At 72.7% G+C, this 19,886-nt stretch carries 20 protein-coding genes; 4 read left to right on the top strand and 16 right to left on the bottom strand.

Annotated features, from left to right (window positions below; all coding sequences use genetic code 11):
• Both MHY49_RS12200 and MHY49_RS12195 read left to right on the top strand, forming a co-directional pair.
• Nucleotides 1-780: histidine phosphatase family protein (locus tag MHY49_RS12200; RefSeq protein ID WP_239204459.1), on the top strand; the 780-nt coding region annotated here is incomplete at its 5' end.
• 35 nt (nt 781-815) lie between these two features.
• Nucleotides 816-1,352: a DUF4916 domain-containing protein gene (locus MHY49_RS12195; RefSeq protein WP_239204457.1), complete on the top strand. Its 537-nt coding sequence runs from the start codon at nt 816-818 to the stop codon at nt 1,350-1,352.
• 49 nt (nt 1,353-1,401) lie between these two features.
• Here MHY49_RS12195 and rdgB read toward each other — a convergent pair whose 3' ends face one another.
• The 8 genes from rdgB to MHY49_RS12155 all read right to left on the bottom strand — a co-directional run bounded on the left by rdgB (nt 1,402) and on the right by MHY49_RS12155 (nt 8,063).
• A complete protein-coding gene (rdgB, locus tag MHY49_RS12190) occupies nt 1,402-2,073 on the bottom strand; it encodes an RdgB/HAM1 family non-canonical purine NTP pyrophosphatase (protein ID WP_239204456.1) in 672 nt (223 codons plus the stop codon).
• On the bottom strand, nt 2,070-2,849 hold the full coding sequence (gene rph, locus MHY49_RS12185; RefSeq protein WP_239204455.1) for a ribonuclease PH: 780 nt from the start codon (nt 2,847-2,849) through the stop codon (nt 2,070-2,072). The genes rdgB and rph overlap by 4 nt, the downstream gene beginning before the upstream one ends.
• Nucleotides 2,850-2,988: 139 nt before the next feature.
• Nucleotides 2,989-3,783 (bottom strand): MBL fold metallo-hydrolase, encoded by a 795-nt coding sequence (locus MHY49_RS12180; protein WP_239204454.1) that lies wholly within the window; start codon nt 3,781-3,783, stop codon nt 2,989-2,991.
• Nucleotides 3,780-4,595, bottom strand: coding sequence for a glutamate racemase (gene murI, locus MHY49_RS12175; protein WP_239204453.1), 816 nt, complete (start codon nt 4,593-4,595; stop codon nt 3,780-3,782). Before murI ends, MHY49_RS12180 begins: the two co-directional genes overlap by 4 nt.
• Nucleotides 4,596-4,692: 97 nt before the next feature.
• Nucleotides 4,693-5,337, bottom strand: coding sequence for a DUF2017 family protein (locus MHY49_RS12170; protein WP_239204452.1), 645 nt, complete (start codon nt 5,335-5,337; stop codon nt 4,693-4,695).
• Complete coding sequence (clpS, locus tag MHY49_RS12165; protein WP_228358041.1) at nt 5,337-5,672, bottom strand: ATP-dependent Clp protease adapter ClpS; 336 nt, start codon at nt 5,670-5,672, stop codon at nt 5,337-5,339. Before clpS ends, MHY49_RS12170 begins: the two co-directional genes overlap by 1 nt.
• Before the next feature lie 104 nt (nt 5,673-5,776).
• The gene (locus MHY49_RS12160) at nt 5,777-7,624 is read right to left on the bottom strand and encodes a DEAD/DEAH box helicase (protein WP_239204451.1); all 1,848 of its coding nucleotides are present in this window, start codon (nt 7,622-7,624) and stop codon (nt 5,777-5,779) included.
• Between the two features lie 55 nt (nt 7,625-7,679).
• Complete coding sequence (locus tag MHY49_RS12155) at nt 7,680-8,063, bottom strand: DUF3039 domain-containing protein (RefSeq protein ID WP_228358039.1); 384 nt, start codon at nt 8,061-8,063, stop codon at nt 7,680-7,682.
• A 95-nt stretch (nt 8,064-8,158) separates the two neighbouring features.
• Here MHY49_RS12155 and MHY49_RS12150 point away from each other — a divergent pair, with 95 nt between their 5' ends.
• Together MHY49_RS12150 and MHY49_RS12145 are read left to right on the top strand one after the other, a co-directional pair.
• Nucleotides 8,159-9,388 (top strand): serine hydrolase domain-containing protein, encoded by a 1,230-nt coding sequence (locus MHY49_RS12150; protein WP_239204449.1) that lies wholly within the window; start codon nt 8,159-8,161, stop codon nt 9,386-9,388.
• Nucleotides 9,385-9,816, top strand: coding sequence for a VanZ family protein (locus MHY49_RS12145; protein ID WP_239204447.1), 432 nt, complete (start codon nt 9,385-9,387; stop codon nt 9,814-9,816). Before MHY49_RS12150 ends, MHY49_RS12145 begins: the two co-directional genes overlap by 4 nt.
• Here the strand turns inward: MHY49_RS12145 and MHY49_RS12140 are convergent.
• The 8 genes from MHY49_RS12140 to MHY49_RS12105 all read right to left on the bottom strand — a co-directional run bounded on the left by MHY49_RS12140 (nt 9,731) and on the right by MHY49_RS12105 (nt 19,786).
• Nucleotides 9,731-10,645, bottom strand: coding sequence for an ABC transporter ATP-binding protein (locus MHY49_RS12140; protein ID WP_239204445.1), 915 nt, complete (start codon nt 10,643-10,645; stop codon nt 9,731-9,733). The genes MHY49_RS12145 and MHY49_RS12140 overlap by 86 nt on opposite strands.
• Nucleotides 10,642-12,501, bottom strand: coding sequence for a dipeptide/oligopeptide/nickel ABC transporter permease/ATP-binding protein (locus tag MHY49_RS12135; protein ID WP_239204444.1), 1,860 nt, complete (start codon nt 12,499-12,501; stop codon nt 10,642-10,644). The genes MHY49_RS12140 and MHY49_RS12135 overlap by 4 nt, the downstream gene beginning before the upstream one ends.
• 3 nt (nt 12,502-12,504) lie before the next feature.
• Nucleotides 12,505-13,482 (bottom strand): ABC transporter permease, encoded by a 978-nt coding sequence (locus MHY49_RS12130; RefSeq protein ID WP_228358034.1) that lies wholly within the window; start codon nt 13,480-13,482, stop codon nt 12,505-12,507.
• An 11-nt stretch (nt 13,483-13,493) separates the two neighbouring features.
• On the bottom strand, nt 13,494-15,173 hold the full coding sequence (locus MHY49_RS12125) for an ABC transporter substrate-binding protein (RefSeq protein WP_239204443.1): 1,680 nt from the start codon (nt 15,171-15,173) through the stop codon (nt 13,494-13,496).
• Entirely contained in the window at nt 15,170-16,297 is a 1,128-nt protein-coding gene (locus MHY49_RS12120; RefSeq protein ID WP_239204442.1) for a GNAT family N-acetyltransferase, read from the bottom strand. Before MHY49_RS12120 ends, MHY49_RS12125 begins: the two co-directional genes overlap by 4 nt.
• Nucleotides 16,294-17,496, bottom strand: a complete 1,203-nt coding sequence (locus MHY49_RS12115) for an exo-beta-N-acetylmuramidase NamZ domain-containing protein (protein WP_239204441.1) — start codon at nt 17,494-17,496, stop codon at nt 16,294-16,296. The genes MHY49_RS12120 and MHY49_RS12115 overlap by 4 nt, the downstream gene beginning before the upstream one ends.
• A gap of 123 nt (nt 17,497-17,619) precedes the next feature.
• Entirely contained in the window at nt 17,620-19,071 is a 1,452-nt protein-coding gene (locus MHY49_RS12110) for an NAD-dependent malic enzyme (RefSeq protein ID WP_239204440.1), read from the bottom strand.
• A 130-nt stretch (nt 19,072-19,201) separates the two neighbouring features.
• Nucleotides 19,202-19,786 carry a hypothetical protein gene (locus MHY49_RS12105; protein ID WP_200503123.1) on the bottom strand — a complete coding sequence of 195 codons (585 nt, stop codon included), beginning with the start codon at nt 19,784-19,786 and terminating at the stop codon, nt 19,202-19,204.
• Between the last annotated feature and the right edge of the window lie 100 nt (nt 19,787-19,886).

Below are 19,886 nucleotides of genomic sequence, written 5' to 3'. Positions count from 1 at the left end.
CCCCACCGTCCACCCACCCGCACGACCCCTGACCCTGGACGCCGGACCATCGCCGCGGACGGCTACCCTGGCCGGGACGACGATGCGCGGCACCTGCCGGCCCGTCGGCCCCCACTCACCTCGTCCTCAGGAGCGTTCCCGACGATGACCCTCTTCGGCCTCGTGCGACACGGGCAGACCGACTACAACCTGCGGGGCCTGTTCCAGGGCTCGAGCGACATCCCGCTGAACGCGACCGGCCGCGAGCAGGCGCACCACGCGCTGGACGGCGCGCCGGACATCGCCTGGGACGCGGCCGTCTCCTCCCCGCTGGGGCGTGCGGAGGAGACCGGTCGGATCATCGCCGAGGACCACGGCATCCCCTTCGTCGGGACGGATCCGCGGCTCACGGAGATCGACTGGGGCGCTGCCGAGGGGCATGACGTCGCCGAGATGGAGGCCCGCTACCCCGGGCGCGCGTTCCCCGGTCGCGAGGGCCTGCAGGCCGTCGCCGACCGCGGCTACCTCGCGCTCGACGATCTCGCCGAGCGCTTCCCCGACCAGAACGTGCTCGTCGTCGCCCACGGCACCTTCATCCGCCTGCTGCTCTCCGGCGTCACCGGGACACACCTGCCCTCGATCCCCAACGGCGCGCTCTCCCTGCTGCGTCACGAGGGCGAGTCGTGGCAGGTGGAGATGATCGCCGGTGAGGCCGCCGAGGAGCCCGCGCGCACCGCGCCCGTGGGAGCCTCGCCGCGCTTCCCGCTCTCCGAGCACCACCTGCGCCCCTACGGACTCTGAGCAGTCCGCCACTCCCCGACCTTCCAGGAGGACACATGAGCCGCACCGCCGTGGACGCCGAGGGCGCCTGGTTCGAGCCCGAGAGGATGGCCGAGCTGCGCCGCGCACTGCCCATCGCCTATGTGGACGTGGTGCCCGTGCGCACCGACGTCGACGGCGCGATCACGCAGGTCGGACTGCTGCTGCGCGCGTCCGGGAGCGGGCGCATCATCCGCGCGATCGTCTCCGGCCGCGTGCTCGTGCACGAGACGCTGCGCGAGGCCATCGCCCGGCACGTGGAGAAGGACCTGGGCACGATGGCGATGCCGCGGATCCCCGTCTCGCCCGTGCCGTTCACGGTCGCCGAGTACTTCCCGACGCCCGGCCAGTCGCTGTTCACCGACCCGCGGCAGCACGCGATCTCGCTCGCGTACATCGTGCCCGTGGACGGCGAGGCGGCCCCGCAGGAGGACGCGCTCGAGCTCACGTGGTTCGACGTCGCGGAGCTGCGCGAGGGCGAGGTGCTCTCCGAGCTCGACAACGGCCACGACGTGATCGTGCGCCGCGCCCTCGCCCACGCCGGGCTGGTCTGAGACCCCGGCCGGCCCCGCCCTGCGGGATCGGGACCGGCCGGGCGGCCGCTCAGCCCAGCAGCTGGGCGATGTCTCCCGCGATCGCGCGGAACGCCCTGCCGCGGTGGGAGATCGCGTTCTTCTCCTCGGGGCTCAGCTCTGCCGCGGTGCGCTCCTGCCCCGCGGGCTGATCCGCCGGCACGAAGAGCGGGTCGTACCCGAAGCCGCCCTCGCCCCGACGCTCCGTGAGGAGACGGCCCGGCATCTCGCCGCGCTCGACGCGCTCGGTGCCGTCGGGCGCGACCAGCGCCGCCGCGCACACGAAGCGCGCGGCGCGGTGCTCGGCGGGCACGTCGCCCATCTGGGCGAGCAGCAGGTCGTTGTTGGCCTCGTCGTCGCCGTGGTGCCCCGACCAGCGGGCGGAGAGGAAGCCGGGGCTGCCGCCGAGCACGTCGACGGCGAGACCTGAGTCGTCGGCCACCGCGATCAGGCCCGTCGCCGCGCTCACCGTGCGGGCCTTCAGCAGGGCGTTGCCCTCGAAGGTCACGCGGTCCTCGACGACGTCGGGGAGCTCGAGGCCGGCCGACGAGACGAGCATGCCGTCCTCGAATCCGGGGACGATCTGCTCGAGGATCTGCTGGAGCTCGCGGAGCTTGCCCTGGTTGTGGCTCGCGATGATGATGCGGGCCCCCTCGGGGATCGGGGCTGCGCCGGTCCCCCGGTTCTCGTCCGCCGGGCTCATCGGCCGACCCCGAGGGCATCGCGCTGGAGCGCCGAGAGGTCGGCGCAGCCGCCGACGGCGAGATCCAGCAGGGTGTTCAGCTCGGAGCGGTCGAAGGGCGCGCCCTCGGCGGTGCCCTGGACCTCGACGAAGGAGCCGGAGCCGGTGACGACGACGTTCATGTCGGTCTCTGCCTTCACGTCCTCGCGGTACTCGAGGTCCAGGAGCGCCTCGCCGTCGACGATGCCCACGCTCACGGCGGACACGGAGTCCGTGAGGACCTCGCGGGCGGCGGGGACGGCGGCGTGCAGCTTGCCCCAGGAGATCGCGTCGGCGAGGGCCACGTAGGCGCCGGTGATCGCGGCGGTGCGGGTGCCGCCGTCGGCCTGGAGGACGTCGCAGTCCAGCTGGATCGTGTTCTCGCCCAGGGCCTCCATGTCCACCACGGCGCGCAGGGAGCGGCCGACGAGGCGGGAGATCTCGTGGGTGCGTCCGCCGATCTTGCCTTTCACGCTCTCGCGGGAGGAGCGGGTGGAGGTCGCGCGCGGCAGCATCGCGTACTCGGCGGTGACCCAGCCGCTGCCCGACCCCTTCTTCCAGCGCGGCACGCCCTCGGTGAAGGAGGCCGCGCACAGCACGCGGGTGCGGCCGAACTCGACGAGAACGCTGCCCTCGGCGTGGTCGAGCCAGTTGCGGGTGATCCTCACCTCGCGCATCTCATCGGCCGTGCGGCCGTCGACGCGGGGGCCGTCGGTGCTGGGGCCGGTGCGGTGGGTCTCGGGGGTGGTCGCGCTCATGGGCCGCGCACCTCTCTCGCTGCTCGGGTGGCGGGCGGGGCCCGCGGGACGCAGTCGAGGATATCGGCCCGTCGGCCGTGCGCTCCGCACAGGAGCGGGCTCCGCTCAGGAGCGGGCTCCGCTCAGGAGCGGGCTCTGCTCAGGGCAGCGCGCGCACGGACTCCGTCTCGACCACGAGCGCCGGGCGCGCCATGGTGATCTGCCCGTCGAAGACCGCACGGGTCTCGGCCAGGGTGACCTCCGGGTCGGTCCAGGGGGCGATGTGGGTGAGGACGAGGCTGCGGGCTCCGACGGCGGCCGCTGCCTCCCCCGCGCGCCGCCCGGTGAGGTGGACGCCCGAGAAGCGGTCGTCGCGGCCCTCGATGTATCCGGCCTCGCACAGGAAGACGTCGGCCCCGCGGGCGAGGTCGAGCAGGCGGTCGCAGGTGTCGGTGTCGCCCGAGTAGGTGAGCACGCCGCCCCCTGCGGTCACGCGCATGCCGAAGGACTCGACGGTGTGGCGCACGGCGCCGATCTCGATGCGGAACGGCCCGATCTCGATCTCCTGGCCGTCGTGGATCGGACGGTGGTCGAAGGGCAGGCAGGTGACGCCGTCGGGGACGTCGCCCTCGCGGCCCAGCACCGCGCGCAGGCGGTGGGCGAGCCCCTCGGGGGCGAAGATCGGCAGGCGCGGCAGATCACGGGAGTTGTACGCCCAGAACACCTCGAGGCCGGTGAGGTCCAGGAAGTGGTCGGGGTGCAGGTGGGAGATCACCACGGCGTCCAGCGTCGCCGGGTCGATGTGCGCCTGGAGGGGCCCGAAGGCGCCGCTGCCCAGGTCCAGGAGGATGCGCCAGGTGCGGCCGTCCTCGTCGTCCTGCTCGAGGAGGTAGCTCGAGGCGGCGCCGGTGGGTCCTGCGAAGCTGCCGCAGCAGCCGATGACGGTCAGTCTCATGGGGTCACCACCGGGAGGGTCGCGGTCATGGTCACGGACGGGCCCAGGAAGCGCCGGGAGAGGCGCGAGAACATCGAGGGGGTGCCGTCGTGCGGCGCCGTCTCGGCGAAGACGTGCGCCGGCGGGTTCGGGTCCGTGCGCTGGATGCCGCCGGCCACGAGCTGGCGGTAGACGTCCAGGGCGGTCTCCTCGGCCGAGGAGACCAGGGTGACCTCGGATCCCATCACGTAGCTGATGGGGCCGGTGAGCATCGGGTAGTGGGTGCAGCCCAGCACGAGCGTGTCCACGCCCGCCTCCTTGACGGGCGCCAGGTACTGCTCGGCGATCCCGATGACCTCGTCGCCCTGGGTCTCGCCGCGCTCGACGAACTCGACGAAGCGCGGGCACGCGGCGGAGGTGATCTGCAGGCTCGGGGCGGCGGCGAAGGCGTCGTCGTAGGCGCGCGAGCCCACCGTCGCCTGGGTGCCGATGATGCCGACGCGGCCGTTGCGGGTCGCGGCGACGGCGCGGCGCACGGCGGGCTGGATGACCTCGATGACGGGGACGTCGTAGCGCTCGCGGGCATCGCGAAGCACGGCCGCGCTCGCGGTGTTGCAGGCGATCACGAGCATCTTCACGCCGCGCTCGACGAGATCGTCCATGATCCCCAGGGCGAGGGCGCGGACCTCCGCGATGGGACGGGGACCGTACGGCGTGTGCGCGGTGTCCCCGATGTAGAGGAGCTCCTCGCGCGGCAGCTGGTCCAGGATCGCTCGGGCGACCGTGAGGCCCCCGACCCCGGAGTCGAAGATCCCGATCGGCGCGTTGCTCATCTGCCCCACAGTAGGCAGGATCCTTTCAGCCCTCAGTGAGGACGCACTCAGTGCGCGGGACATCACACCGTCCGCGGGGCCGCGACCGGCCCGTCGATCAGTACTCGTCGATCGCGCGCAGCAGGCTCTCCTGCAGCCACGTGAGCAGCTCGTAGACGGCCGCGACGACATCGGCCCCGGCCACGCCGTCCTCGTCCTCGAGCGGGGGCGCGTCCTCGACGCGCTCCCCGATCTGCTGGAGCATGCGCAGGGTCTCGAAGTCGCCGTCCTGCGTGATGTGCAGCCGATCCGCCAGGACGATCCGCACGTCGTTCATGGCGCGCAGCCAGGAGGCGATGTCGTCGGCGGGGACGGTGACCTCGCCGTCACCGGGGCCGCTGCCGTCGAGGGCACGCACCAGGTGGGTGAGGTCCTCGATCTTCTCGGTCGCGAGGTCCTGCTGGCCCAGGCGGCGCAGCTCCTCGGCGACGGCCGCATCGGTGCTCGCGTCGGGGAAGAGTCGGCGCACCGCGGAGTCGCGGGGCGCGCGCACCGAGGACTGCGCGAACTCGGCCTCGAGGCGCTCGAGGGGATCGTCCGATCCGGCGGCGGCGCGCACCGCCCCGGGCTCCTCGCGCAGGTCGAGGTCGTGCCGGATGAGCTCGGCGACCTCCTGGGCGACCTGGCTGATGATCGCCTTCTCCTCGCCGTCCAGACGGCAGGCGATGTCGCCTCCCGGGCGGGGGCGGAACGCGTGGGCCATCAGCCCTCCTCCGTGCGCTCGAGGGTCGCGCGCAGGCCGTAGGAGTGCATGGCCTGCACGTCGGACTCCGCGCGCTCGCGCGAGCCGCGGGAGACGACGGCCCGTCCCTGCTCGTGCACCTGCTGCATGAGCTGGTGGGCGCGGGCGCGGCTGAAGCCGAAGTAGGTGCGGAAGACGTGCTCGACGTAGCTCATGAGGTTCACGGGGTCGTTCCAGACGACCGTCTGCCAGGGGCCGTCCTCGAGGTCCTCGGCCTGCGCGGCGCGCTCGGGGTCGAGGACGCCGACGGTGCGCGAGCCGCCGTCCGTGTCGGCGTCGGGATCGTGTCCGTGCACGGCGTCCTCCTTCCGGGGTCGCGTGGACCGCGTGGTTCATCGATTCTACGAAGCGGGTGGGACGAAGCGGTCAGCTCGGTCCCAGCGGGGTGCGGGCCCGGTCCTCAGCGGCGGCCGACGAACCAACCGCGCACGACCGCGATCCTCTCCTCGATCTGCTCGGCGCTGGCCTGCGGCACGGCGGGGCCGCCGCAGCGCGAGCGCAGGGTGTTGTGGACCTGGCCGTGCGGGGTGCCGGACTTGCGGGCCCACGCGGAGACCAGGGAGGAGAGCTCCTTGCGCAGGTCCATGAGCCGGCGGTGGTCGACGACGGGGATCGCCCGGTCCGCCTCGCTCGCGGCACCCTCGCCCTTCTTCGAGCGGCGGGCCATCTGGCTGGCCTGGCGCTCCTGGAGAAGGGTGCGCATCTGGTCGGCGTCGAGCAGGCCCGGGATGCCCAGGAACTCCTGCTCGTCCTCGCTGCCGGCGTCTCCCCCGGCGCCGTACTCGCCGCCGTCGAAGAGGACGCGGTCGAAGGACGCGTTCGACTCGAGGGCCTCGAAGGAGAGCTCGAGCTGGTCGGAGGCCTGCTCGGTGCGGTTGGCCTCCTCGATCAGGTGCTCGTCGAGCCCGGTCTCCGCATCGCCCTCCTGCGGGCGCAGGTCCAGGACGTGGTCGCGCTCCTCCTCCATGGCGGCCGCGTGGGCGGTGAGGATCGGCACCGAGGGCAGGAAGATGCTCGCGGTCTCGCCGCGGGTCCGCGAGCGCACGAAGCGGCCGACGGCCTGCGCGAAGAACATGGGGGTCGCGGTCGACGTCGCGTAGACGCCGACGGCCAGGCGCGGCACGTCCACGCCCTCGGACACCATGCGCACGGCGACCATCCAGCGGTCCTCGGAGTCCGAGAACGCCTCGATGCGCTTGCCGGCGCCCGCATCGTCCGAGAGGACGGTCGTGACCTCCTCGCCGGTGATGTCGTGGAGAGTCGCGGCGTAGGCGCGCGCCGTCTTCTGGTCGGTCGCGATGACCAGGCCGCCCGCGTCGGGCACGTGGCGGCGCATCTCCGTGAGGCGCTTGTCGGCCGCGGCGAGGACCGCTTGGATCCACTCGCCCTTGGGATCCAGGGCCGTGCGCCAGGCCTGCTGGGTGATGTCCTTGGTCTCGATCGCGCCGAGCTGCGCGGAGACCTCGTCGCCGGTCTTCGTGCGCCAGTGCATGCGCCCCGAATAGGTCATGAACATGACGGGGCGCACCACGTTGTCCCGCAGCGCGTCGGCGTAGCCGTAGGAGTAGTCGGCCTTCGAGCGCAGGAAGCCCTCGGAGTCCTCCTCGTAGACGACGAAGGGGATCTGCGAGGAGTCCGAGCGGAACGGGGTGCCCGTCAGGGCGAGGCGACGCGTGGCGGGATCGAAGGCCTCGCGCACGCCCTCGCCCCAGGTGAGGGCGTCGCCGGCATGGTGGATCTCGTCGAGGATCACCAGGGTGCGCTCGGCCTCCGTGCGCGCCCGGTGCAGCATCGGGTTCATGCCGACCTGCGCGTAGGTGATCGCGACGCCCTGGAAGTGGGCGCCATGGCGCCCCTGGGCGTTGGTGAAGTTCGGGTCGAGCGAGATGCCCACGCGCGCGGCGGAGTCCGCCCACTGGGTCTTCAGGTGCTCGGTCGGGGCGACCACGGTCACGCGGCGCACGGTGCCCTCGGCGAGGAGCATCGCGGCGATCTGCAGCGCGAAGGTGGTCTTGCCTGCGCCCGGCGTCGCGACCGTCATGAAGTCCTTGGGGGCGCGCTCGCGGTACATCGCGAGGGCCTCGGACTGCCAGGCGCGCAGCTTCGGGGCCGTGCCCCAGGCGGCGCGCTCCGGGTATGCCGGTGGGAGGGACTGCGCCGCCGCGGTCGAGGGCCGGTGCGGGTCGCTTGTCTGGGGTGTCGTCGGTGGTGTCACAGCGCGGACCACGTTACCGCCGCGCCCGGACATCCCGACGCCGGGGCACGGCGGGCGGGATGTGAGGAATCTTCGACGCGGAGATCCTTCAGCGCCGACCGCCGAAGAAGCCCCGGAACCCGCCGCGTCCGCCGCCCGAGCCGCCCTTGCCGCCACCCGCTCCGTCGCCGCCGTCGTTGGGCTCGCGCAGGCCGTCGTGGATCTCCTTGCACTCCGGGCACACGGGGTACTTCTTGGGGTCGCGCCCGGGCACCCAGACCTTGCCGCACAGGGCGATCACGGGCGTGCCGTCGAGGGCGGCCTGGGTGATCCGGTCGCGGCGCACGTAGTGGGCGAACCGGTCGTGGTCGCCGTCGTCGGTCTTCTCCTCGCGCTCCTTGGTCTCGCGGTCCAGCACGGCGGTCGCGCCGGGCGACTGGCCGGGGTCCTCGCGATACGGGTCGAGGCGGTCGGGATCGGAGATCGAGGGCATGTCAGGCTCCTTCGGGCTGATCGTCGTCGTTCCCGAGGGTAGTCGGCGTGGCAGGATCGGACACCCATGGAGCTTCCGGTGTGGAGGGGGATCACGTGAGCGCGAGGCCCGACGCCCAGCAGGGGGGCCTGCAGGCCCTCGTCGACGCGCTGCTCGCGGGGGCGCGCGGCGAGCGGCGGGGCGCCGCCGGCTCATCGGCCGACGGCGCGGTCGAGGACTCCCACGAGGGCGCGGGCGCGGTCGCCGCGGGGATCAGCGGGCCCGACGTCGTCGACGGGGGCTCCCTGCGGATCTTCGGCGGGGCCGCCGTGAGCTTCGCGGCCGACGGGTCGCTGCTGCCCGGCCCCGTCGGCCCGGTGGATCCCGCCGGCCCAGTAGATCCCGTCGGCCCCCGGACGCTCTTCGACATGGCCTCGGTGACCAAGGTCGTCACCGCTCTCACCGCCGCGACCCTGCTCGCGGACGGGTCCCTGGACCTCGAGGACCGGGCCGCGGACCTGTTGGATCCGGCCTTCGTGCCCGACGCGCGGATCACGGTGCGCCATCTGCTCACGCACACCGCGGGACTGCCGCCCACGATCCCGCTGTGGCGCATCGTCGGCACGCGCGAGCAGCGCCTCGCGGAGATCGGTCGCGCGGAGCTCGCCGCCGCTCCGGGCACCGCCCACGCCTACTCGTGCATCGGGTTCATCCTTCTCGGCGAGCTCCTCGCGAGCCTCGGCGGGAAGGACCTCCCGGCCCTCGCCCGCGAGCGCGTGCTGGCCCCTGCCGGCGCGGCCGACGCCACCTGGCGGCCCGACGATGACGCGCGCGCCCGCGCGGCGGCGACCGAGTTCCAGGAGGATCCGCCCCGCGGGCTCGTGCGCGGAGAGGTGCACGACGAGACCGCCTGGGCCCTCGGCGGCGTGGGCAACGCGGGGCTGTTCGCGACCCTCGACGACTCCCTCGCGATCGCGCGCGTGCTCGCGGGCACGGCGCCCGGGCCCCGGCTCCCGGAGGATCTGCGGCGCGAGATCGGACGCGACCAGCTCGCCCTCCCCGCCACCACGGGTGCGCCGTGGCGCCAGGGGCTCGGCGTGAGGATCGGCCAGGAGCACCCGGACGGATCTCTCGTGCCCGGCGTGCTGGGGCATCCGGGGTTCACGGGCACCGCCCTGTGGGCAGACCCCGCCACGGGCACCGTCGCTGCGCTGCTCACCAACCGCGTGCACCCGCGGCGCGGGCGCTTCGAGGTGCTCGGCGCGCGCCGCGAGATGGCGCGCCTCGCCTTCGCACCGGCATCGACATCGCCGTCGGCACCGGCGTCGGCAGGGCCGCGCCCGTGACCTCCCGCGTCCGCGTGCTCGTCGCGGGCCTCGCGCTCCTCGCGAACATCGGCTTCTACCTGCCCAGCGTCCCCGACACCGGACCAGCGGGCCCCGTGCGGATCGACACGGTCTACCACGTGGGCGTCTTCGCCCTCACCGTCTGGGCGTTCGGCCGTCTGCTCGCGCCCGCGCGGCGCTTCCCGATCGGCTGGGTGGTGCTCGCCGCCGCGGCCCACGCCGTGATCATCGAGGTCCTCCAGGGCGCGCTGCTCCCCCACCGCTCGGCCGACCCGGGCGACGTCCTCGCCGACCTCGTCGGGATCGCGATCGGGGTGCTCGCGTGGACCGCGGAGCAGAGGATCAGGCGCCGGGCGTCCCGATGGAGCGCCGCGGATCCGGGGCGGCCGCGAGCAGACGCCGCGTGTACTCGTCCTGCGGATCACTGATGACCTGCGCGGACTCCCCGCGCTCGACCACGCGCCCCTCGTGCATGACCAGGACCTCGCTCGAGTAGCGGCGGGCGCTGCCCAGGTCGTGGGTGATGTAGAGGACCGCGAGGTCCTCCTCGCGCCGCAGGTCGTCGATGAGGTCGAGCATGGCCTTGCGGATCGTCACGTCGAGCATCGAGACGGGCTCGTCGGCCAGCAGCACGGACGGCCCGGCGGCGAGCGCGCGGGCGAAGGAGACGCGCTGGCGCTCCCCGCCCGAGAGCTCGTGCGGGAAGCGGTCCAGGTAGTGCTCGGCGGGCTCGAGGCCCACCCGCGAGAGCAGCGCCGCGCTGCGCTCGCGCACCTCGTCGGCCCCGGACGCGTCCTGGTGCAGCCGCACCGCGCGACCCAGGATGTAGCTGATCCGGCGCAGGGGGTTGAGCGAGGCGAACGGGTCCTGGAGCGTCAGCTGGACCTGCCCGGTGTACTCGCGCGGCGAGGCGCCTCCGGATCGGGCCGATCCTCCGGCTCCTCCCGATCCGCCGGCCACCCGCTCCCCGTGCAGCAGGATCTCCCCGTCGGTGAGCGGCACCAGACGCGCGAGCAGACGGCCCAGCGTGGACTTGCCCGAGCCGCTCTGGCCCACCAGCGCGGTGACCTGTCCGCGGCGCAGCTCGAGGGAGACGTCGTCGACGGCGCGCAGGGTGCGGCGGCGGCGCAGCAGCCCGCGGCGGTCGCCCACGCCGTACTCCTTGACCAGGTGCCTGCCCTCGAGGACGACCTCGCCGCGCGCGGGGGTGTCCGGGGTGCTGGGGTCGGGGGTGCTGGGGTCGGCGGCGATGCTCATGCGAGGCTCCCGAGGGCTTCGAGGGAGTCCAGGAGACTCCGGGTGTACGGGTGGCGGGCGTCGCGGTAGATCTCGGCCGCGGGCCCGTACTCGACCAGGTGCCCGCGGCGCATGACGGCGATCGAGTCGGAGATCTCCAGCAGCAGGGCGAGGTCGTGCGTCGTGAAGACGATCGCGAAGCCGTACTCCTCGCGCAGTCGCACGATCTGGTCGAGCACCTCGCGCTGGACCAGCAGGTCCAGGGCCGTGGTCGGCTCGTCCATGAAGATGACGTCCGGCTCGAGCACCAGGGCGATCGCGATCGCGCCCCTCTGCTTCATCCCTCCCGAGAGCTCGTGCGGGTAGGCCCCCAGACGCTCGGGGTCGATGCCCACGCGGCGCAGGTGCTCGCGCGCGAGCTCGGTGCGCCGGGCCGGGCCGAGGTCGGGCCGGTGCACGCGGATCACGTCGTCGAACTGGGAGTGGATCGTGGTCACCGGGTTCAGGGCGTTCATGGCGCTCTGGAAGACCACGGCGATCTCCGTCCAGCGGATCGCGCGCAGACCGCGGGCGTCCAGGGAGAGCAGATCCGTCCTGTCCCCGGCGGCGGCGGTGTAGGTCACCGATCCTGCGGCGATGCGCGCGGGCGGGCGCAGCATCCGGGTGATGGCGTTGGTGAGCGTCGACTTGCCGCTGCCGGACTCCCCCGCCAGACCCAGGATCTCCCCGCGGTGCAGGGTGAGCGTGACGTCGTCGACCGCGTGCACGGTGCCGTGCTCGGTCGGGTAGTCGACGCTCAGGTGATCGGCCTCGATGACGGGGTCGCCGGGCACGTCCGACGGTCGGATCACAGGATCGGCATCCGGCACGGTGTCGGCGAGCGCGGCGCCCGTCGCCCGCGCAGGGGCCGACGGCGCCGCGGGCCCCGTCGGCCCCGCGCTGACCGCGGCCCCGCCGGCGGCGGCGTCGGCCGTGGTGGCATCGCCGCCCGCGGCGAGCGATCCGCGCACGGCGCGGCGGCGGGAGGAGCCCGTGCGCAGCCGCGGGTTCGCGTACTCGTCGATGCCGAAGTTGATGAGCGCGAGGCCCGCGCCGATCACGGCGATCGCGAGGCCCGGCGGGACGTACCACCACCAGGCGCCCGAGAGCAGCGCCTGCCCGCTCTGGGCGAAGTAGAGCATCGATCCCCAGGAGACCGTGGTCAGCGAGCCGAGGCCCAGGAACGACAGGCCCGCCTCGGAGAGGATGCCGCCGATCACCGAGAACAGGAAGCCGGAGGCGACCAGCGGGAGCATGTTCGGCAGCACCTCGGCGAACATGATCCGGGTGCGGGACTCCCCGCTCGCGCGGGCCGCCTCGACGAACTCCCGGCCGCGCAGGGACATCGTCTGCGCGCGGATGACGCGCGCCGAGCCCGCCCACGAGGTGATCGCGATGACCACCGCGATCGCGAACATGCCGCGGCTGGGCAGGTAGCCGGTGAGGACGATCAGCAGCGGCATGCCCGGGATCACCAGGAACACCGCGGTGAGGATGTACAGGAGGTCGTCGGCGACCCCGCGCAGGTACCCGCCGAGCAGGCCGATGATCACCGAGAACACCTGGGAGACGACGCCCGCGACGAGGCCCACGAGCAGGGAGACGCGCGCTCCGGTGACGAACTGCGCGAAGACGTCCTGGCCGGTCTGGGTGGTGCCCATCCAGTGCTCGGCCGAGGGCGGGCGCAGCAGGTCGAAGGAGGTCGCCTGCGGGGAGAAGCGGGCGGTGAGCGGGCCGATCACGGCGATCAGCACGAACACCACGACGATGAGGATCCCGGCGCGGACCTTGCCGCTGCGGGGCATGAGGCGGGTGAGGGAGGTACTCGTGGTGGACATGGGTCAGGCCCCCTGCCGGGTTCGCGGGTCCAGGAACACGTAGGCCACGTCGGCCACGAGGTTCGCGGCGATGACCGCGAGGGAGATGATGAGGAACAGGCCCTGCATGAGCGGGAAGTCCTGGGCCTGCACGGCGCTGAACAGGGTGTATCCGACGCCCGGATAGTTGAAGATGACCTCGGTGAGCATGGAGCCGCCGACGACCGCCCCCAGCGAGAGGGCGAAGCCGGTGATCGAGGGCAGGATCGCGTTGCGGGCGGCATAGGTGACGAGCACCCGCCGCGGCGGCAGGCCCTTGGCCTCCGCGAGGGACACGTAGTCCTCGCCCATGACGGTCACGGTCATGTTGCGCATCGAGAGCACCCAGCCGGCGAAGGAGCCGATGACGATCGTGATCGCCGGGAGCAGGGCGTGGTAGAGGACCGAGCCGATGAACTCCGGGGTCCAGCCGGGGAAGAGGATCCTCTCGTAGCCGCCGGCGTTGGGGAACAGGCTCAGATGGACCGAGAGCACGAGCACCAGGATCAGCGCCATCCAGAAGTACGGGATGGCGTTGAGGAAGGTCAGCGCCGGCAGCACATGGTCCGACCAGGTGCCGCGGCGCCATGCGAGGAGCACGCCCAGTGCGGTGCCCAGCAGGAAGCTCACGATCGTCGCCACGCCCACGAGCCCGAGGGTCCACGGCAGCGCCCCGGAGATGATGTCGATGACGGGCACCGGGAAGTGGCTGATGGAGGTGCCCAGATCCCCGTGCAGCAGGTCCTTCAAGTAGTCGAGGTACTGGACCGGGAGGGGGTCGTCGCTGACCCCGTAGGCCTCGGCGATCGCCTTCTTGGCCTCGGGATCGATCGCCCCCTGGGAGCTCTCCAGCAGCAGGGTCACGGGATCGCCGGGCATGAGCCGCGGGATGAGGAAGTTCAGGGTGAGGGCCGCCCACGCGATGAACACGTAGAGCCCGATCTTGCGCGCGAGGTACTTCATCGCATCCTCCGTCAGTCGGTGGTCCGGGTGAGCTCGCGCAGCACCAGGATCCTGTCGATCGGGCTGTAGGGGGCGCCGAGCGCGTAGGGATGGTCGGGATCGGGGAATCCGGACCAGAACTCGGTGCTGTAGTTGAACCAGTTCGGGGCGGTGACCAGGGCGAGTGCGGGAAGCTTCTCGACGACGATGTCCTCGAGGCCGTCGATGCAACGCTGCTGCTCGGCCTCGTCGTCGGTCGCGGTGAACGCGTTCAGCAGATCGTCGGTGTCGTCGTCGTACCAGCGCTGGAAGTTCGCGAGCACGGTGCCGTCCTTGCTCCGGTGCTCGCTCGAGAGCATCGAGCGGTACATGAACCAGGGACTGGCGCCGGCGGACACCGTGGAGAGGGTGACGTCGAAGCTCCCGGCGTTGCGCTTCTCCGTCCAGGACTCCATCGAGACGCCCTGCGGGGTGAAGCGGACACCGATCTTCTGCAGCTGCTCGTTCAACACCTGGGTGACGCTCACCCAGTCGACGAAGCCCGAGGGGATCTGCAGCGGGAACTCGAGCTTGGTGCCGTCCTCGGCGGCGCGCACGCCGTCCGGGCCGCGCCGGTAGCCGGCGTCGTCCAGGACCTTCTCCGCCTTGTCGGGGTCGAACTCGAACTCCTTCCCCTGGTACCTCTTCGCGATGTACTGCTCGAAGGTGGGTCGCGGCAGACCGGTGGGATGGGGCGGGCCCACGTAGCCCAGCATCGCGATGTCCGCGATCTGCTTCCGGTCGATCGCGAGCGAGATGCCGCGGCGCAGCTCGAGGTCCTGCCAGAGGTCCTTCTCGAGGTTGAAGGTCAGGTTCACGACGCCCAGGCCCGGGTAGTAGTAGCCGCGGTGCTCGGGATCCTTCGCGACGAAGATCTTGTCGACGTTGGCGACGAACCCGCCGGACCAGTCGATCTCGCCGGCCTGCAGCGCGGTGTTGAAGGTCTCCGTGGAGTACGAGGGGTAGTAGAGCTCGGGGACCTCGAAGTCCTCGACCGCCCAGTGCTTCTCGTTGCGGCGGAAGGTGTAGAGCTGGTCGGAGAAGCGATCGAGCATGTACGGACCGGAGCCGACGGGCTCGGCGATCGCGTCCTTCTCGACGTCGAGGGTCTCGAAGATGTGCTTGGGGACGACGTAGGAGCCGCCCAGCGTCGGCGCGTGCGCGAACGAGGGCCCGTCGAAGGAGACCTCCACGGTGCGCTCCCCCGTGCGCTTCGCATCCTTGATCGGCAGCGCGGAGCCGTTGGTCGCGGGCTTGTCGCGGAGCATGAGCAGGGAGTACTCGACGTCCTCCGCGGTCAGCGGATGGTCGTCGGTGAACACGATGCCCTCGCGCACGAGGATCTCCGCGCTCGTGCCGTCCTCGCCGAAGGTGATCTTCTCGGCGACCCACGGCACGGGCTTCTCGGGGTCCATGGCCGTGTACACCATGAGCGGCTCGAAGATGAGCCCGCTCGCGCCCTGCAGGGCCGTGGGCGAGTAGGGGTTGAAGTTCGGCTGGTAGACGGTCACGTCGTTCGCGTGGATGCGCAGCGGCGGGTTCTCGGAGTCCTGCGCGGCGGGGCCGCACGAGGAGAGCCCGACGGCGGTGAGGCCGGCGGCGCCGACCGCCGCGCCGAGCACGGTGCGGCGCGCGGGACGCGGGGACGACGGGGGCGGGCACGGGGCGGTCATGGGCGCGACCTCTCCTTCGGGATCGGGACTGCCGGGATCGGGTCTGCCTGGATCGGAGTTGCATCGGGGCGGACGGGGAGCTCGAAGGGCGTGGTGGTCGCGAGCGGACGGAAGCCCCGCGAGAGGTACATGCGGTGGGCGGGACCGCTCGTCGAGGTCCACTGGAACCAGGCGCGGCGGGCGCCCGCGTGCGCCATGCGCACCAGGGCGGCGTCGAGCAGGGCGCCGCCGACCCCGCGTCCGCGGGCGTTGGGCAGCACGCCGATGGGACCGAAGCGCTCGGGATCCGCGCCGACGATGTCCCAGGCGGCGATGCCGAGGACCTCCCCCACGGGCTCCGCCGCGGACCCCGTCGCGTCACGGGCGAGCAGGATCGTGCCCGCCGGCCCGTCCGCCGGATGGTGCCCTCGAGACTCCTCCTCCGCGCGGTGCGCGACGTGGGCGCCGAGAAGCTGCGCCCAGTCCTCGGACAGGTGGAGGCGCACGGCGGCGAGCATCCCGGGCACCTCCTCGGGGGCGCACGGAGCGATCCGGACATCGGGAGGGTGGGCGCCGCCGGCCGGGGTCCCCTCCGCAGGACCCGTGAGCTCGCGCTCCATGGCGAGCGCGCTCCCCACCTCGTGCGCTCCGCGGGCGCGGAGGAAGGCGGCGGTGCCGGGGTCGGCGGCCTCGTCGATGCCGGGAGCCGCGTAGCCCCTCGGTCGTCCGCTGATCACGAGGCTCTCGGCGCCCCACCGGCGTGCGTGCGCGAGCGCCGCGTCGAGCAGGAGGGTGCCGATGCCCCGGCGGCGGTGCGCGGGGTGCACCGCGCCGCTGACCAGGTACGCCGCGCCGTCCTGCGTTGCGATGTGCGCGAAGCCCACCGGTGCCGGATCCCCTGCGCGTCCCGCCGCCTCCTCGGTGCCCCCGGTGTTCTCAGCGTCCTCGGCGACCAGCACGATCGAGCTCCGCGGATCGGGGTCGGCGAGCACGAGCTGCGTGAGCTCCTGCGCGGTGAGGGGTCGCGCGGTGCCCGTGGTGAGCGCGGCGAGCGCCGGGAGATCCCCGGGGCGCAGCTCCTCGCGCACGCGGATGACCCCGCTCGTCGGCCCCGCCGGGCCCGCCGTCCCCGCCGTCCTCGTCATGCGGTCGCACCGTCCCTGTCGAGGAGCTCTGGAACGGGCGAGGCGGCGAGGATCTCGGCGAGATCGGCGCCGTCGTCGACCCCCTCGCGCAGTGCGCTCGAGCCCCAGAGCAGATCGATGAAGGGAGGGCGCTCCGGGGCGTTGCGGCGCCAGAACTCCCCGCCGGCGTGCTGGGCGCGCATGACCGCGAGCACGCCGTGCCCGATGCGGATCGGGTCGAAGCCGCCGCTCGTCGCGGTCCCGCTGTCGTCGGGAGCGCCGCCGACGAGCGCGGCGGGATCGTCGGCGAGGTGGAGTTGGACACCGTGGAGGATCCGGCCGGCGAAGTCCCCGTGCGTGGCGCGCACCTGGACCTCGCGCACGAGGACGCCGGGCAGCTCGAGCTCGCGCAGGGCGTCCGCGAAGCGGCGGTCGGCCCATGGTGCGCCGAGCACCTCGAAGGGGGTCGTGGTCCCGCGGCCCTCGCTCCAGGTGGTGCCCTCGACGAGGCACGTGCCCGGGTAGAGGGCGAGCGCGGTGGGGGTCGGCATGTTCGGGGAGGGCGGCACCCAGCGGGCGGAGCCGTCGGTCCCCGGTGCAGGGGTGATGGAGAGGTCGAGAGGGTCCTCGAGGTGGTGGGCCGCGGCGTGACGTGCCACGTCGCCCAGACGGCCGCCGTGGCGCAGGGGGATGTTCATGCGCCCCACGAAGCTCGCGCAGGCGGGGTCGAGACCGGGGCCCAGGGGTGCGGCGGGCAGCGGGGCCGAGCGGTCCAGGACGTGCACCGGCAGGCCGAGGCGGGCGCACGCCTGCATGGCGTCGACCATCGACCAGGGATAGGTAAAGAAGCGACAGCCGATGTCCTGCAGGTCCACGAGCAGTCCGTCGATCCCGCTGCGCTCGAGCAGGGCGACCAGATCCTCGCCGTGCACCCCGTAGGAGGAGAGCACCGGGATGCCGGTCGCGGGATCCCGCTGGTCGGCGCCGCCCTCCCCCGCCTGCTCACTGCCCCAGTACCCGTGCTCGGGGGCGATCAGGCAGTGCGGACGGATGCCCGCCTCCACGAGCGCATCGACGCCGCGCCGCAGCTCGGACGTCGTGGCTGCGAAGTTCGTCAGCAGGCCGGGACGCGCGCACCCCGGGAGCTCGGCCTCGAGCCTCCCGGGGTCCGCGATCAGGACGTCGAGCCCCGACACCCTCTGGTGTGACGCAGGGAACATCCCTCGAGGGTAGTGAAGTTACCTCCGCGTGTCACCCGTTTTCGGTGAACTTGGTGCTTTCACGGGGCGGAGGGACCGTGCGGGCCGCGCGCCCGGGAGGGCACGGGGCCGCGGGCCCTCGGCTCAGAGGTGGATCTCCTCGGCGTAGACCGCGGGGATCGCCCCGGTGATCGTGTCCACGGTGCCGGCCTCCTCGCGGGCGACGTGCTCCACGGCCGCGGCCACCGCCTTGGTGACGCCCTCGTTGAAGACGCTCGGCACGATGTAGGTGGGGTTCAGCTCCTCGGAGGAGACCACGTCGGCCAGGGCCTTCGAGGCCGCGAGCAGCATCCGGTCCGAGACGTTCGTGGCGCGCGCATCGAGCAGTCCGCGGAACACCCCGGGGAAGGCCAGGACGTTGTTGATCTGGTTGGCGAAGTCGCTGCGGCCGGTCGCGACGACCTCCGCGTGCTTCGCGGCCTCGGCCGGATCGATCTCCGGGGTCGGGTTCGCCATCGCGAACACGATCGAGCGGTCCGCCATGCGGGAGACGTCGTCGGCGGTGAGGATGTTCCCGGCGCTCACGCCGATGAACACGTCGGCCCCGGTGATGGCGTCGCTGAGCGCGCCGGTGAGCTGGCGCGGGTTGGTGACCTCGGCGATCCAGGGCAGGCGGCCCTCGAGGTTCTCCCGCCCCTCGTGGACGATGCCGTCGATGTCGGTGACGACCACGTCGCGGGCGCCCGCGGCGCGCAGCAGGCGCAGGATCGCGGTGCCCGCGGCGCCCGCGCCCGAGAGCACGATGCGCACGTCGGCGATGCTCTTGCCGACCACGCGCAGGGCGTTGCGCAGCGCGGCGACCACGACGATCGCCGTGCCGTGCTGGTCGTCGTGGAAGACGGGGATGTCGAGCTCCTGGCGCAGGCGGTCCTCGATCTCGAAGCAGCGCGGGGCCGAGATGTCCTCGAGGTTGATGCCGGCGAAGACCGGGGCGATCGCCTTCACGTGGGACACGATGTCCTCGACGGAGTGCGCGTCCAGGCAGATCGGGAACGCGTCGATGTCCGCGAAGCGCTTGAAGAGGGCGGCCTTGCCCTCCATGACGGGCATCGCGGCGAGCGGACCCAGGTCGCCCAGGCCCAGGATCGCGGAGCCGTCGGAGACGACGGCGACGGTGTTGCGCTTGATGGTGAGGCTGCGGGCGTCCTCGGGGTGCTCGGCGATCGCCTTCACGACGCGCGCGACGCCCGGGGTGTAGACCATCGAGAGGTCGTCGCGGTGGCGGATCGGGACCTTCGACTCGACGGTGAGCTTGCCGCCCAGGTGCGCGAGGAACGTGCGATCGGAGACCTTGCCGAGCTCGACCCCCTCGAGGTCCTTGAGGGCCTCGACCACCTCCATGGCGTGGTCGTTGTCCGCGGTGAGGACGGTGAGGTCCGCGCGCATCCGCTCGGGCCCGGAGGCGGAGACATCGAGCGCGGTGACCAGGGCGCGGTGCGCCTCGATGGTCCCGGTGATGTCGCTGACCGCCGCGGAGTGGGCGGCGAACTCGAGACGGATCGTGATGGAGTAGCTGACTGATGGCGCCGGTGACATGCGGCTCATCGTAACGTCGCGGGCCGCCGCTGCGGGACGCCTCGGCGCGGCGCGCCCTGGACGGATCCCCGCCGTGTCCGTCCGCCCGTACGGAGGCGGCTCATCCACCGACCGACGGGCGGTCGACGGCTCAGTCCGTGAAGGACTTCACCTCGTCGGAGTAGCGCTCCCACAGGGTCTCCGCGGCGCTCGCCTGCTCGGCGTAGCGGTCGGGGTAGGCGGACTGCTGGACGGCCTGGGCGGCCTCGCCGAGATCCCAGTCGTCGTAGTCGGGGGCGACGTCGAGGAGGCCCGGGGCGCTCGAGTGGTCGCCGAGGCCGAGGAACGCGTCGATCGCCTTCTTCTTGTGGCGCACCTCGGACTCGGTGCCCCATCCCGCCGAGGGACGCTGCTGGAAGAGACCGCCGGAGTCGAGGTCGACGGCCGGCTGGTAGTTGTACAGCCACGCCTCGACGATCGCGGTCGCGAGCACGATCTGGGTGCCGTGGGCGCTGATGTCATGGCCCTTGCAGACGGCGATGATGAAGCGCGCGTTCTCGACCTGCCAGTCGTCCATCGCGTCCAGCGCGAAGCCCTCGCGGGTCTCGGCGCGCGTCATGAACGACTCGGTCCAGTCGTCGGAGTCGGCGTCGGCGGCCATGGCCGGGGCGGCCGTGGCGAGGGCGGTCAGTCCGATGGTCCCGGCGAGGAGCAGGCGGCGGCGGGAGAGGGTCATGCGAGGCACCTTCGAGGTCTGTGGTTCCGGGATCCGGAAGGACGCCGATGACGCTAGCGAGCGCACGAAGCGCTGTGAACAGGGCATCTGTCCGGTTCGC

Source organism: Brachybacterium sp. ACRRE, assembly GCF_022346485.1.
Classification (GTDB): domain Bacteria; phylum Actinomycetota; class Actinomycetes; order Actinomycetales; family Dermabacteraceae; genus Brachybacterium; species Brachybacterium halotolerans.
Note: the sequence above shows the minus strand (reverse complement) of the source record. Positions and strands in the feature narration are given on the sequence as shown.

Bases quoted from the DNA above. Each gene is read 5' to 3' on its own strand.
- MHY49_RS12135 (WP_239204444.1), bottom strand. From the start codon at position 12,501: ATGTCCACCACGAGTACCTCCCTCACCCGCCTCATGCCCCGCAGCGGC.
- MHY49_RS12115 (WP_239204441.1), bottom strand. From the start codon at position 17,496: ATGTTCCCTGCGTCACACCAGAGGGTGTCGGGGCTCGACGTCCTGATC.
- rph (WP_239204455.1), bottom strand. From the start codon at position 2,849: ATGAGCGCGACCACCCCCGAGACCCACCGCACCGGCCCCAGCACCGAC.
- MHY49_RS12120 (WP_239204442.1), bottom strand. From the start codon at position 16,297: ATGACGAGGACGGCGGGGACGGCGGGCCCGGCGGGGCCGACGAGCGGG.
- MHY49_RS12155 (WP_228358039.1), bottom strand. From the start codon at position 8,063: ATGCCCTCGATCTCCGATCCCGACCGCCTCGACCCGTATCGCGAGGAC.
- MHY49_RS12170 (WP_239204452.1), bottom strand. From the start codon at position 5,337: ATGGCCCACGCGTTCCGCCCCCGCCCGGGAGGCGACATCGCCTGCCGT.
- murI (WP_239204453.1), bottom strand. From the start codon at position 4,595: ATGAGCAACGCGCCGATCGGGATCTTCGACTCCGGGGTCGGGGGCCTC.
- MHY49_RS12180 (WP_239204454.1), bottom strand. From the start codon at position 3,783: ATGAGACTGACCGTCATCGGCTGCTGCGGCAGCTTCGCAGGACCCACC.
- rdgB (WP_239204456.1), bottom strand. From the start codon at position 2,073: ATGAGCCCGGCGGACGAGAACCGGGGGACCGGCGCAGCCCCGATCCCC.
- MHY49_RS12125 (WP_239204443.1), bottom strand. From the start codon at position 15,173: ATGACCGCCCCGTGCCCGCCCCCGTCGTCCCCGCGTCCCGCGCGCCGC.
- MHY49_RS12160 (WP_239204451.1), bottom strand. From the start codon at position 7,624: ATGTCCGGGCGCGGCGGTAACGTGGTCCGCGCTGTGACACCACCGACG.
- MHY49_RS12140 (WP_239204445.1), bottom strand. From the start codon at position 10,645: ATGAGCATCGCCGCCGACCCCAGCACCCCCGACCCCAGCACCCCGGAC.
- MHY49_RS12110 (WP_239204440.1), bottom strand. From the start codon at position 19,071: ATGTCACCGGCGCCATCAGTCAGCTACTCCATCACGATCCGTCTCGAG.
- MHY49_RS12130 (WP_228358034.1), bottom strand. From the start codon at position 13,482: ATGAAGTACCTCGCGCGCAAGATCGGGCTCTACGTGTTCATCGCGTGG.
- MHY49_RS12195 (WP_239204457.1), top strand. From the start codon at position 816: ATGAGCCGCACCGCCGTGGACGCCGAGGGCGCCTGGTTCGAGCCCGAG.
- MHY49_RS12105 (WP_200503123.1), bottom strand. From the start codon at position 19,786: ATGACCCTCTCCCGCCGCCGCCTGCTCCTCGCCGGGACCATCGGACTG.